The organism is Gemmatimonas sp. UBA7669 (genome assembly GCF_002483225.1).
Lineage (GTDB): Bacteria > Gemmatimonadota > Gemmatimonadetes > Gemmatimonadales > Gemmatimonadaceae > Gemmatimonas.
On the sequence record NZ_DLHL01000011.1, the window covers coordinates 39,372 to 52,664 of the forward strand.

The following is a 13,293-nucleotide window of genomic DNA, read 5'->3' on the forward strand; positions in this document are numbered from 1 at the left end:
CCGTCGTGCCCCTGCCCCGGCTGCGCGCGCATCTGGCCTCGGCTGTGTTGAACGTGGCGGGACTGTGGTTGCTGGTATTGCTGTCTGCCTGCCAGCCATCCGCCGATTCTGATGGACGTAGAGCTGCAGCGGACCGAGACACGGTGCTGCGCTGGGGCGGCGATGCGGAAGGTGGGGCACCGTTCGTGGAAGCCGACGCGCAGGATCCGTCACTGGTGCGCGGGTTTGACGTGGAGCTGGCCGAGCTCATGGCCGCGCATCTTGGCCGCACCGCCCAGTTCACGCAGGTGGCCTGGGCGTCCATCGAGCAGTCGGTGGCGCGTGGTGATGTGGATGTGGGTCTGTCGGGTCTCGAAGATCGCCCGGCGCTGCATGTCCGTTATGCCGTCACCGATCCCTATTTCGAGTTTCGCGAAGTGCTGGCCGTGCGTCCGGCCGACACCGCCCGCTATCGCAGCCTGGCCGACCTCAAGGGGCAGCGCGTGGCAACGCTGGGCAACACGCTGGCGTATCGGCTCCTGCTCGATGCGCAGAAAGACCTCGGCGTGGTGCCGGTGTCGTATGACGACAACGTGCATCCCTACACCGATCTGTTGAGTGGCCGAGTGGAGGCGGTGCTGCTCGATCATGTGCTTGCCGAGCAGGCGCAGCGTCGCACACCGGGGTTTGCCATTCAGCCAGGCACGGTGGCGACTGGCCACTATGTGGGGGTGCTGGCGCAGGGGCGCGAAGCGCTGCGGGATTCACTCAACGTCATGTTGCGTTTGCGCATGGCCGACGGGTCGCTGGAACGAATTTTCCGACGTTGGCAGGTATGGGACAGCGCACAAGCTGCGTTTCAGGCGCGGGTGCTGCAGTCCGCAACCTCCGCCCCCGGCGGGGTCGATGCGGTCGGTGAGGTGGTTTCCTCCACCCCTCCGCTTTCGGACTCGGACTCGAACTATCTGCCGGCGCTGCTCCGAGGCGCCGCCTTGACGGTCGTGATCAGCGTGGCGGCCATGGCCGTGGCCGTGCTGCTGGGCATCGTGGTGGCCAGCGGACGCGTGTATGGACCGAGCTGGATGCGCGCCGCGCTCGTGGTGTACGTGGAAGTCGTGCGCGGCACTCCGGTGCTGCTGCAGCTGTTCGTGTTGTACTACGGATTGGCCGGCGTGGTACGCCTGCCGGCGCTGCTGGCAGCCATTCTCGGGCTTGGGCTCAACTACGCGGCGTACGAGGCGGAAGTGTACCGAGCCGCCTTGCAGGCCATTCCGCGCGCGCAGCTCGAGGCCGCGCGCACGCTGGGGCTCAGTGAATGGCAGGTGTTTCACCTCGTGCGTGCGCCGCAGGCTCTGCGCCTGGCCCTCGCCCCCATGACCAACGACTTCGTGGCGCTGCTCAAGGATTCGTCACTGGTCTCGGTCATCACGGTGGTGGAGCTCACCAAGCAGACGGCCATCTACGCCACGAACGTGGGCAGTTGGCTCGTCCCCGGCCTGCTCTGCGCGGCCATGTATCTGGCGCTTTCGCTGCCCCTGGCGCGCGTGGCGCGACAGCTCGAAGCACGCTGGAGACTGCCGTGAGCGCCCCATTGGACCTGAGCGGCATGGCCAGCCAGCGGCGCCGTGAGGGCTACGCGGTCCACATCGAGAAGCTGCGCGCCATGCGAGGCGGACGCGCCGTGCTGCACGACGTGCTGCTGGCCGTTCCGCGTGGGCAGGTGTGGGCCCTCATGGGCGTATCCGGCGCCGGCAAGAGCACACTGTTGCGCACGGTGGCGGGGCTCGAACCGTTCGATGATGGACGCATCGTGGTGGAACAGGCCGTGACGCTCCTGCCCGGGCCGGTACCACGCGAGCGGCACTTGCGTGCACTGCGTGAACACGTGGGCTTCGTGTTTCAGCAGCATGCGCTCTTCGCCCATTTGTCGGTGCTGGACAACGTCACACTGGCGCCGCGTCATGTGCGCGGTCTGTCGCGACCCGATGCCGAGTCGCGGGCCATGGCGCTGCTTGAAGACCTCGGCGTGGCACATCGCGCCACGGCCATGCCCGGCGAAGTATCTGGCGGCGAGGCGCAGCGCGTGGCCATTGCGCGGGCGCTCGCGCTTGATCCGGGGGTCTTGCTGATGGACGAACCCACGGCCGCGCTCGACCCGGCGCGGCGTCGCACCCTGGCAGAAGGGTTGCGCGAGCTGACACGCAACGGACGCAGCCTGTTGATCACGACACACGACACCGACTTCGCCGAGGCGGTGGCGGACAACGTGGCGGTGCTGGCCGATGGGCAGGTGGTGGAGGTCGGTGCGCCGCGGGATGTGCTGACGCAGCCGCGGCATCGCGCCACACGCGCGTTGCTGTCGTCGGTGGACGGGCAGCGCGGTAGCGATGTGCCCGCGGCCGGACGCTTGTGATGCCGCTGCGCACCGCGCGCGCGTTGGTGGGTCACGAGCGGAGCTACCGGGCCGATCGTCAGCTGGGCTGGGCCCTCGCGTTTGTGGCAGGTGCCATCAACGCGGGTGGGTTTCTGGCGGTGGGTACGTATACGTCACACGTCACCGGGGCGGTGTCTGCGGCCGCTGATGATCTCGTGCTCGGTCGCACATCGCTGGCGTTGACGGCCATCGGCGCCGTCGTGGCGTTTCTGATTGGCGCGATGTCCTGCGCCGTTCTGGTCAACTTTGCCAAGCGCCGTCAGCTGACGAGCGCGTTTGCCCTGCCGCTCCTGCTCGAGGCCCTGCTCATTCTGCTCTTCGGCCTCGCCGGCTCGCGGCTGGCCGAAGCGAAGGCCCTGCTGCTTCCGGCCACCGTGCTGCTGCTGTCATTTCTCATGGGCCTGCAGAACGCGGTGGTGACCAAACTGTCCGATCGTGTCATTCGCACCACACACATGACGGGCATTGTCACCGACCTCGGCATCGAGCTGGGCAAGTGGCTGTACTGGAACCGCTCGCGCGACCGCGGTCCCGACGTGGCCGCCGACCCGGAGCGCCTGCGTGTGCTGGCCGGGTTGCTGCTGGCGTTCTTTCTTGGCGGCCTGGTTGGCGCGATGGGATTCAAGCTCGTGGGTTACAGCTTTACCGTACCCATTGCGCTGGTGCTGCTGCTGGTGGGCGGCGTGCCGCTGGTGGATGACCTGCGGGCCCGTCGCGTGCGGGCCATGTCGCGCTAGCTCCGCGCATGTGTGGCAATCCGAACGCTGCCACTCAGCGACGCCGCAACGCACGCGCCCATTCATAGAGTTCCACATAGCGACGCGCGGACTGCGCCCATGAATGATCGGCACGCATGCCGCGCTCACGGAGTTGTGCCCAGCCGTCCGTGTCCCGGAAGCTCGCAAGCGCGCGCGCCATGGCCTCCTGAAAGTGGCGCGCATCGAACGGGTGAAACACGAAGCCATTGCCATCGAGCCCCTCGCGCACGGTGTCGGCCAGACCACCAGTGGCACGCACTATGGGCACACTGCCGTACCGCAGCGCGATCATCTGCCCGAGGCCACAGGGTTCGAAGCGCGAGGGCATGAGGAAGGCGTCGCTGCCTGCGTAGATCTTCTGGGCCAGCGCGACGTCGAACCCCGTGCGCACGGCCACGCGGTCTCCGTGCTGCGCCGCCACCTGGTGCAGCACCCCCTCAAGGCGCGCGTCCCCGCTGCCGAGCAACACCAGTTGGGCGTCCGTTTCGCGCAACAGCCAGGGGAGCACCGCTTCGAGCAGCACGAAGCCCTTTTGCTCGGCAAGTCGTGACACCACGCCAAGCAGCGGGCGTGTTGCGTCAACCGGCAAACCGCAGCGTGCCTGCAGGTCGGCCTTGCAGGCGGCCTTGCCCTCCATGTGGTTGGCACCAAAGGGCGCGGCGAGGTGCACGTCAGTGGACGGGTCGTATTGCTGCGTGTCGATGCCATTGAGTATGCCGGCCACTCTGTCCTGCCGATGACGCAACAGCCCGTCGAGCCGCTCGCCATACTCCATGCTGAGGATTTCGTGGGCGTAGCGTGGACTCACAGTGCTGACGACATCGGCAAAGGCAATGCCACGCGCCATGCAGTTGAAACTGCCGGCGATACCCGGCCCCATGCCGTTTTCGATCAGTCCGCCTTCGGTGAGGCCCGCCACGCCCAGCAGATCGGGGTGCCCCTGCCCCTGATAGGCGAGGTTGTGAATGGTGAACACCGACGCGATGTGGCCGAACGTATAGGCGTAGTAGGTGCGGAGATAGTTGATGACCAGCGCCGCATGCCAGTCGTGGCCGTGCACGACATCGGGTGACCAGCCATCGACTTCGCGCAGATGCTGCATGGCCGCCAGCACGCCACGCGCAAAGAGCGTAAAGCGGCGAATGTCGTCGCGCTCACCATAGATGGCATCGCGTTCGAACGCCGCGGGGATATCGAGGAAGTACACGGGCACCTCACCCAGCGCACCGGTGTACAAGCGCATCTCCTCGGCACGTTCACCAATGGGCAGGAAGGTGGCGGCAACCGGACCGGCCATCGGTTCGGAGCGGGCGCGCAGGGCCCGGTAGCGCGGCATGATGACACGCACGTCGTGCCCAAGTGCCGTGAGTGCTGCAGGCAGGGCACCGGCCACATCGGCCAGGCCGCCGGTCTTCACGAACGGGGCGACTTCGGCCGCCACGAAGAGAACTCGCATGTCCTACCTTACGCACAAGCCGCACGCGACGCAAAATGGCAGCGTGCAGGTTGTTTTCCCTTCAATGGAGCATCCGCCGGCATGACGTCGTCCCGCGGCACCCTGGCGCGCTCGTCCATGGCCTATGTTCTGGCCGGCGGGCGTGGCTCCCGCCTGTACGAGCTCACCGACCGGCGGGCCAAGCCGGCCGTGTACTTCGGCGGCAAGACGCGCATCATCGACTTTGCGCTTTCCAACGCCATCAACAGCGGCATCCGCCGCATCGGCGTGGCCACGCAATACAAGGCGCACAGTCTCATCCGCCATCTGCAGCGCGGCTGGAACTTTCTGCGGCCCGAACGCAACGAGAGCTTCGACATTCTCCCGGCCAGTCAGCGCGTCAGTGAAACACAGTGGTACGACGGCACCGCCGATGCCGTCTACCAGAATCTCGACATCATCGAGTCGTATCATCCCGAGTACATGGTCATCCTGGCGGGAGACCACGTGTACAAGATGGACTATGAACTCATGCTGCAGCAGCACGTCAACGAGGACGCCGACGTCACGGTGGGTGTCCTGGAAGTGCCGCGCAAGGAAGCCAGCGGCTTTGGCGTGATGCAGGTGGACGCCCACGACCGCATCGTGCACTTCCTCGAGAAGCCGGCGGACCCGCCGGGCATTCCCGGCGCCCCGCAGCTTTCGCTGGCCAGCATGGGCATCTATGTGTTTCGCACCAGGTTCCTTTTCGATCTGCTGAAACGCGATGCCGCCGATCCGCATTCATCACGAGACTTCGGCAAGGATCTCATTCCCTATGTGGTGCGACACGGCAAGGCGGTGGCGCATCGCTTCCGGGATTCCTGCGTGAAGGCAGACACCGAAGGAGAGGCCTACTGGCGGGACGTCGGGACGGTTGATGCGTACTGGGAAGCCAACATCGATCTGACCTCCGTCGTCCCCGCTCTGGACCTCTACGACCACGAGTGGCCGATCTGGACCTATGCCGAGATCACTCCACCCGCCAAGTTCGTGCACAATGAGGAAGGCCGGCGCGGGCAGGCTCTCAGCTCGCTGGTGTCCGGTGGCTGCATCATCTCCGGTTCGTCGCTGAACCGTTCCCTCTTGTTCACCGGGGTCCGGGTGCATTCGTATTCGCAGCTCGAGGGGGCGGTTCTGCAGCCGTACGTGGAAGTGGGGCGTGGCGCCCAACTGCGTAACGTGGTGGTCGATCGTGGGGTACTCATACCACCGGGCCTGGTGGTGGGTGAGGATCCGGAATCGGATGCCATCCGGTTCCGGCGAAGTCCCAAGGGTACGGTGCTCATTACGCAGTCCATGATCGACCGCTTGCTGGAGTCACCGTGACCCTCCCTGAAACACCCCTCGCTGTGCGACGCGTCCGCTGGGCGCCGTTGGCGCTGTTGCTGGTCGTGCTGTCTGGCCTTGGCTGCTACAAAAACGCCGTGTCCAACAGCAGCGGCAGCGTGGTGATGATCGTGAACAACCGTGGCTTTTTCGACGTGAATGTGTTCTCGGTGCGCGCCACCGGCGCGTCCAATCGTCGCTTGGGACTCATCAACGGCAATTCGCAGCGCACCATCATGGTACCCGAGAGCGAACTGCAACCGGGCGGCATGCTGCAGGTAGCCGTTCGCGCGGTGGCTGGTCGCGTGGGTTGGTTGAGCCCGACGCTGCAAGTGGGCCCAGGTATTGTCGCCCGTCTCGAGATCATCACCACGGCGGGTGGCGACGTCAGTCAGTCCCAGTTCTTCACGCAGTTCGCGTCGCCCAGTCCGAGCGACACGCTCGCGCCACGTTAGTCCGTCGGGATGTTCAGCGAGGCGCCGCCCCCCACGCCTCGCGAATGGCCCGCCCAATGTGCGCGATGACGGCGTTGCCCTCGCTTTCCGCCCAATAACGCGTGTCGGCGTTCTCCTTGGTCATCACACAGGCCACCACGCGTGCGGGGAGCCACAGCACGCCACAGTCCGTGCGCGCGGCATCCACGTCACCTGTCTTGTGCGCGGCCCGCACGCCGTAGTTGAAGCGCAGCAGCTTGGTGTCGTCGCCGTTGTGACGCAGAATCTCCAGCATGGTGGAGTCGGCCTTCGGACTCACCGCCTTGCCTTCCGCCAGCAACGCAAAGAGCTGCGCCATTTCCCCCGGTGTGGTGACGCCCAATCCGTACTTGGCTGAGCTGTCGGGCGCCACACTGGCAATGCGGGTCATCGAACCCGAATGCACCTTGGTATGCGGCAGGCCCAGCGCCTCCATCTTCTGCCAGACCCGGCGAATCTTGATGCGATCGAGAATGAGATTCGTGGCCGTGTTGTCGCTGAGGGTCGTCATCAGCCAGGCCACATCCCAGAGGCGCAACGTGAGCGGCGTGCGCAGATATTGCAGCTCACCGGCCCCGCCCACCTTGTCGAGATTCGTGAGTACCACCGGATCATCGAGCGAAAGCTGTCCCTGCTCAGCCAAGTCGAACAGCGCGACCAGGACCGGCACCTTGATCAGCGACGCGGTGGGGAAGGTCTCGTCGGCGCGGCGCGTGAGCGTCTCGCCCGTCTCGAGGTTGCGAATGTGGTAGCCCACCACACCACGATGTGAGTTGGACAGGCTGTCGAGCTGCGCACGCAGACGCGCAGAACCCGCTTGAGCACTGAGTGTCTCGGCGCTGAAAAGCGATGCGCTCACGAGTGACACAGCAAGCAGAGTCGTGACGCGAAGCGCGCGGGAAACAAGAACGGGGAGGAGTCGCATGCCGGGAACATATCTGCCCCGAGTGCGCCTCGCTCCCCGTCTTGCCTCCCTGGACCGCCCCTCAGCAGCCAGGAAAGTAGATCCCTCCCAAGGACCTGCCATCAATACCCGGCAAGTTGTGTGCGCGTCACCGATCGGTCGAGAGCGAATCGATGCATGATCGTGTTCCGCATCACGCAGCCATATGGCGGCATGGAAGGCGCGCCGCAGCGGCGCCGGTGTGGCTGTCGGCGCTTCCCCGACAGGTCCGTCAGGCGAACTGCGAATACCGCAGACCCGTGCTGTCCCGGCACATTCCGAAGGCACACTGCGCGGCGCACTGCGCATCACGAAGACTCATCCTCCTGCACCGAGCTGTCATGCGTCCGTCGAATGTCCTCCCTGCACCGCTCCCTCGGGTCATCCAGGGTGGCATGGGCATTGGCGTCTCCAACTGGCGACTGGCCAACGCGGTCTCGCGGCTGGGCCAGCTGGGGGTCGTGTCGGGCACGGCCATTGACACGGTGTTCGTGCGGCGCCTTCAGGACGGCGACCCGGGGGGCCATGTGCGACGGGCGCTCTCACATTTCCCCATACCCGGTGTGGCCGACGAATTGTTGCGACGCTATTTCCGAGAGAACGGTCGCGACGCCGGGGGGCCCTATCACCTGCTGCCCATGTACAAGCAGGCCGTGAGCAGCGCACGACAGCGTGTCACCGTGGCCGCGGCGTTCGTGGAAACCTGGCTCGCCCGCGAGGGGCACGAACACGGCGTCGGTCTCAATCTGCTCACCAAGGTGCAGATGCCCAATCTGCCCACGCTCTACGGGGCCATGCTGGCCGGTGTCACCACGGTCATCATGGGGGCCGGGATTCCCCGCGAGATTCCCGGGGCCCTCGATGCGCTGGCCGAACACGCGCCGGCCACGCTGCGCTTTGACATTGAGGGGGCGGCGCGTGACGATGCCGCGGTACTGCGCTTCGATCCGGCAGAACTCTGGCCCGACCACGCGCTCTCCACGACTCCCCTGCATCGTCCCGCGTTCTATCCCGTGGTGTCCGCGGTGTCGCTGGCGGCCACCCTGGCGCGCAAGAGCACGGGTCGCGTGGACGGCTTCGTCGTGGAGGGCCCGACGGCCGGCGGCCACAACGCACCACCACGCGGCCCGCTCACGCTCGACGAGCGGGGGCAGCCGATCTATGGCGAACGGGATGCGGTGGATCTGGCGCGCATGGCTGATTTGGGCCTGCCCTTCTGGGTGGCCGGTGGCGCCGGTACACCGGATGGTCTGCGCGCCGCCGAAGCGGCAGGTGCAGCGGGTGTGCAGGTGGGCACACTGTTCGCCTACTGCGAAGAGTCCGGCCTCGCGCCCGAACTGCGCCACGCCGTTTGCGACGGCATTCGCGAAGGCACGGTGTCCGTGCACACCGACCCACGCGCGTCACCCACCGGTTATCCGTTCAAGGTCGTCCAGCTCAGCACGCGAGACGGCCAGACGCCACTGTCGGGGACCCGTGAACGACTCTGTGACCTGGGCTATCTGCGCGAACCCGTGCGCCTGGATGACGGACGATTGGTCTATCGCTGCGCCGCCGAGCCGGTCGAGGCCTTTGTGAAGAAGGGTGGCGCAGTGGAGGCAACAGTTGGACGACAGTGCCTCTGCAACGGGCTGCTGGCGGACATTGGCCTGGGCCAGCGACGGGGCGCCGAAGTGGAACCCCCACTGGTAACCAGCGGCGATGACCTCGCGTCTGTGGGACATCTGGCGCGTGGGGGCCCCTACCACGCTGCGGACGTACTGCGGTGGCTGTTGCGTGACGAGCTGATGGCATAGGCCGCCAAAGGGCATTTCGCAGGCGCCGGTCGTAAAGCCGGCGCCCACTCCGGCCGATACTCGAAGCCATTGGCGCTGCCACGCGCCCAGCTTCCGACAATCGGCCGCCTTCTCATGTTCTTTTCGCGTCAGCCTGCCGCTGCACCAACGACTTCGTCATCTGGGCCCTCTACGACGTCGGCAGCCGACGAGGTGGGACCGGTGCTGGACGCGTTGGGACAGGTATTGGCTCAATACGTTCAAAACGTGCTCGACCTGCCCGATCGTCCCACCCATGAGGTGCAGCACGAGCTCGAGGCCTGGCGTCGATATGCACTGCTTGGCACACCAGCGCCAGGCAGTGCGCAGCGGCCTGCCGTGGGACGCGAGACCGGCGAACATGCCGCCATGGAGGTCGGCGAGGCAGAAGCGCCCGCGTCCGGAGGCATCCGGCAGCGCAACTGGACCGGCATCACGCAAGCCTTTGCCTCACATCGCCGCGATGAGCGGCGCTACGTGGACACGGCTCTCAGCGATCTGCGCGATGCACTCTGGACCTGTGTGGAACGTTCGCATCATGCCCTGTTGGCGGAGCAGCAGTCTTCGCCCGTGGCCGATGAACAGGTGGCCCGTGTGCGATCGGCGCTCGACCGACTCGAAACGGGCGCGGTGAAGTCGGAGATTCAGCAAGCCATGCAGCATCTCGAGCAGGTGACGCGGCAACGCCAGCACACGCAGCGTGAGGCATTCGGGCAACTGGCGGCACGCGTGGAGCAACTGGGCTCGCAGCTCGAGGAAGCGCGGCGTGACAGCGAAACGGACGCACTCACCGGATTGGGCAACCGTTTGCTGTTCGAGCGTCAACTCACGCGACTCGCCGCACTGCACGCGTTGAGTGGCCAGCCATTGAGTGTGGTGGTCATCGATCTCGACTTCCTCAAGACCCTCAACGATGCGCACGGCCACCATGTGGGCGACGCCGCGCTCGTGACGCTGGCCAACGCCATGCCGCGGGTCTTCATCGGTGAAGGGGACGTGACCTGTCGTCTCGGCGGTGACGAGTTCGGCATCCTGCTGCCGGGAACCACGCTGGCGCTGGCGCAGCGTCTGGCAGAGCGCTTCCGCAGCCAGCTTGCGGTGTTGTCCTGGCCGTTCCGTGAGCAGGCCGGCCCCCTGTCGGCCAGCGCGGGCGCCGCCGAGTGGCAGGCGCCGGAGCTGCTGGCGGATTGCCTGCGCCGGGCCGATGCGGCCATGTACGCCGTCAAACTCGCGCGCGCGCCACCCGCGCAGCCAGCGGTCTGACCCGTCCGCAGGGGTACGGAGGGCGCACTATCTTTCACAGATGCGCGCCCTTTCTCTTTCCGTCCCCGCCGCCGCCCTGCTCACCCTGCTGGCGACTGGCAGCTCCACACTTGCGGCGCAACAGCGGCCGCGGACCGCGGTCGCCGCACCGTCGGTCTCACTCGACGAAACGGCGGCCCGACGCCGCGCACTCGCCGAGCGACTCGAGAACGGCGTGTTGATTGCCTTTGGTGGGCGCGCGCTGGTACACGATTTCAGCACCTTCTATCAACTGCCGTCGTTCCGCTACCTCACGGAGCTCAACGAGCCCGATCATGCCCTGGTCATGGTAGTGAAAGACAAGGTGCCGCAGAGCACGTTGTTCCTCACACCACTCGATGCTCGCACGGCGTTCTACTACGGTCAGCGCACCGACTCGGCCAGCAGCATGGCACGAACGGGTATGCCGGCGCGCAGCTTTGCCGCCCTGGCTGGCGTGTTGGACTCGCTCGCCGGCAGTGGTCAGGTGTTCTGGCACATCCCTGATGTCGAGACCACGGACTTTTCGCGACTCGACACACTCACGCGCGGCCAGGAAACGGTGAAGGCGCTTACCCGTGCCCATCCGGCCCTGACCATTCGCAATGCCATGCCGCACGTGCTGGCGGTGCGCGCGCGCAAGTCGGCCACGGAACTGGCACTCATTCGCAAGGCCGTGGAGATCAGTGCCGAGGGTCATCGCGCCGCCATGCTGACAGCCAATCCGCAGCATGAGTACGAACTGCGCGCGGCGCTGGAGTACGAGTTCACCCGGCGCGGCGCCGAACGGCCGGCCTATGGTTCCATTGTGGGCGGTGGCTACAACGGCACCACACTGCACTACATGAAAGACAGCGACCCGGTGAAGCCGGGCGATCTGGTGGTCATGGACGCGGGCGCCGAGTACCGGGGCTATGCGGCGGACATCACGCGGACGATCCCTGTGAGTGGCCGCTTCACGGCCGAGCAGCGTGCTCTGTATCAGTTGGTGCGCGATGCCCAGGCAGCGGCCGAGCGCAACAGCAAGCCCGGGCTCAGCATTCGTGCGGCCGCCGACTCGTCGGTCGCGGTACGTGTAAAGGGTCTTGCCGCACTGGGGCTCATCGAGAGCGAAGACGCGCAGTACGACCCGCCCTGGCGCGTGGACTGCACGGCCTCACCGGCGTCGTGCAAGCAGGCCAACCTGTGGACCATCCACGGCATCACGCATGGAATCGGGCTGGCCGTGCACGATCCGCTGCAGGGCGATGCGCGTCGCGATGGGGTGTTTCACGAGGGCGATGCCTTCACCATCGAACCTGGCATCTACGTGAGCACCAAGGCGCTCGATGTGTTGCCCGACACGCCCCGCAATCGGCAGTTCAAGGCCAAAGTGCTGGCGGCCGTCAAGCGCTACGAAAACACCGGCGTGCGCATCGAAGACGACTACATCATCACCGACAAGGGTCTTGAGCGCCTCTCACTCGTGCCGAGGGAGATCGACGAGATCGAGGCGCTCATGGCGCGCCGGCGGGCCATTCAACCCTGAGGTCGTGCGCTGCGCTGAGCACTACGCTGAGCGCTGCGCAGTGTGACGAACTCCGGGATGGTCGCTTCGAGTATCTCCGTCACCGCCTGCCGGTCCGCTGCCGGCAGGTCCTGCAAATCCGGTGTGTTGTCCTGACCATTCAGGATCTCCCACAACCGAGCGTATACGGCCCGTCGCGCCACAAGCGGCAGCGCGGTGAATGCCTCGGAGTGAATGAGGAAGCTGCAGGGGTAGCGAAAGAGGCGCGTCTCGAGATCGAGGTCGCGCAGTGATCGACCTTTGGTGTCGCGCGGACCGTGACGCACGAAGTCCTGCGCGAAACTGGTGCTGCCGCGCATGGGTGCGGGCAGCGGCGCGGCTTTCACGAGCAGAAGACCGCGCACGAGGTTCTCCACGGCGCCACGCAGCGCCGGGTGATCACTGAAGACCGTGTCTCCGCCGCCCGGCGTGATGGCCTCCTGCAGCAGCGCCTGGCGCGCGGCCTCGTGTGTGGCCGTGATGAGATTGTGCAGAATGGTCTGGTGCGTGAGCACCGAGAGCGCCACCACATCGCTCTGTCCCGTCAGATAGCCCGTGGTGTCGAAGCGTTCGCCGAGGCTCTGCACCGCGCCGCCGGAGAGCGCCGCAGCGCCGTCATTGCGACGGGCGGTGATGTCGGCCAGAAACTTCGCGCGGTAGCTGTCCTTGTCGCTGATGTCCTGAAAGAGCAGCGGCGAATAGGTATTGGCCGCATGTCCTCCGGTGCCGGTTACATACCAGCCGCCATAGCGCTGCGCGTACGGCGTGGCGTCGGTGGTGCTGCCCTCGTGCACTCCCGTGACGGGATACCCATGCCGGTCGGCCACGGTGGACAGCACCATGAAACCGCTTACCCCACCGGTGGCCGTGCGCGAGGTATGACACATGAGACAGGTGCGCCCTTCACGCTGCAGGGACACACCACCCGTGGCTGCCGATCCCAGACGCTGCGGCATGGTGTAGAACACACCGCCCCGCGTTGGATCCACGGCGCCGATCTCGAGGAAGGGGCTGTCGAACACGTAGCCCACGTATACGTCGTCATTGAAGTACAGCGCACGCGGCGACCAGGGCGTGATGCGATCGGTCTGCAGACTCGTGCGCGAGAACACCAGCACCTGCGACGACGCGGGAATCTTGAGTGCGTCGAGCAGCGCCGGCAGAAAGCCCAGCACCGAGTCGTGACGCAAACGCACCGTGCCGGCCGCCAGCTGCGACTGGAGGCGCGCCACCGGATCACGCGACGACACGCTGTCGGCTGA

Annotated in this window: 11 protein-coding genes; 8 read left to right on the forward strand and 3 right to left on the reverse strand. The window is 66.1% G+C overall.

What is annotated here, in order from left to right; genetic code table 11:
• Positions 1–5 precede the first annotated feature (5 nt).
• The 3 genes from B2747_RS02620 to B2747_RS02630 are packed head-to-tail and all read left to right on the forward strand — an operon-like array spanning position 6 to position 3,150.
• Positions 6–1,562 carry an ABC transporter substrate-binding protein/permease gene (locus B2747_RS02620; RefSeq protein WP_291156531.1) on the forward strand — a complete coding sequence of 519 codons (1,557 nt, stop codon included), beginning with the start codon at positions 6–8 and terminating at the stop codon, positions 1,560–1,562.
• A complete protein-coding gene (locus tag B2747_RS02625; protein ID WP_291156534.1) occupies positions 1,559–2,392 on the forward strand; it encodes an amino acid ABC transporter ATP-binding protein in 834 nt (277 codons plus the stop codon). The genes B2747_RS02620 and B2747_RS02625 overlap by 4 nt, the downstream gene beginning before the upstream one ends.
• Positions 2,392–3,150, forward strand: a complete 759-nt coding sequence (locus tag B2747_RS02630; RefSeq protein ID WP_291156536.1) for a YoaK family protein — start codon at positions 2,392–2,394, stop codon at positions 3,148–3,150. Before B2747_RS02625 ends, B2747_RS02630 begins: the two co-directional genes overlap by 1 nt.
• 34 nt (positions 3,151–3,184) lie before the next feature.
• Here the strand turns inward: B2747_RS02630 and B2747_RS02635 are convergent, their stop codons facing one another.
• Complete coding sequence (locus B2747_RS02635; protein ID WP_291156538.1) at positions 3,185–4,627, reverse strand: glycogen synthase; 1,443 nt, start codon at positions 4,625–4,627, stop codon at positions 3,185–3,187.
• Positions 4,628–4,708: 81 nt separating this feature from the next.
• Here B2747_RS02635 and glgC point away from each other — a divergent pair, with 81 nt between their 5' ends.
• Positions 4,709–5,974 (forward strand): glucose-1-phosphate adenylyltransferase, encoded by a 1,266-nt coding sequence (gene glgC / locus B2747_RS02640; protein WP_291156541.1) that lies wholly within the window; start codon positions 4,709–4,711, stop codon positions 5,972–5,974.
• Entirely contained in the window at positions 5,971–6,429 is a 459-nt protein-coding gene (locus tag B2747_RS02645; protein WP_291156544.1) for a hypothetical protein, read from the forward strand. Before glgC ends, B2747_RS02645 begins: the two co-directional genes overlap by 4 nt.
• 13 nt (positions 6,430–6,442) lie before the next feature.
• Here B2747_RS02645 and B2747_RS02650 read toward each other — a convergent pair whose 3' ends face one another.
• A complete protein-coding gene (locus B2747_RS02650; RefSeq protein WP_291156546.1) occupies positions 6,443–7,306 on the reverse strand; it encodes a serine hydrolase in 864 nt (287 codons plus the stop codon).
• 425 nt (positions 7,307–7,731) lie between these two features.
• On the opposite strand from B2747_RS02650, the gene B2747_RS02655 reads away from it, so the two are divergent.
• The 3 genes from B2747_RS02655 to B2747_RS02665 all read left to right on the forward strand — a co-directional run bounded on the left by B2747_RS02655 (position 7,732) and on the right by B2747_RS02665 (position 12,013).
• Complete coding sequence (locus B2747_RS02655; RefSeq protein ID WP_291156549.1) at positions 7,732–9,186, forward strand: nitronate monooxygenase; 1,455 nt, start codon at positions 7,732–7,734, stop codon at positions 9,184–9,186.
• 246 nt (positions 9,187–9,432) lie between these two features.
• Positions 9,433–10,467, forward strand: coding sequence for a GGDEF domain-containing protein (locus tag B2747_RS02660; protein ID WP_291156552.1), 1,035 nt, complete (start codon positions 9,433–9,435; stop codon positions 10,465–10,467).
• 40 nt (positions 10,468–10,507) lie between these two features.
• On the forward strand, positions 10,508–12,013 hold the full coding sequence (locus B2747_RS02665; protein ID WP_291156555.1) for an aminopeptidase P N-terminal domain-containing protein: 1,506 nt from the start codon (positions 10,508–10,510) through the stop codon (positions 12,011–12,013).
• Here the strand turns inward: B2747_RS02665 and B2747_RS02670 are convergent.
• Positions 12,004–13,281 carry a hypothetical protein gene (locus tag B2747_RS02670; protein WP_291156557.1) on the reverse strand — a complete coding sequence of 426 codons (1,278 nt, stop codon included), beginning with the start codon at positions 13,279–13,281 and terminating at the stop codon, positions 12,004–12,006. The two genes, B2747_RS02665 and B2747_RS02670, sit on opposite strands and share 10 nt — an antisense overlap.
• Positions 13,282–13,293: the final 12 nt, after the last annotated feature.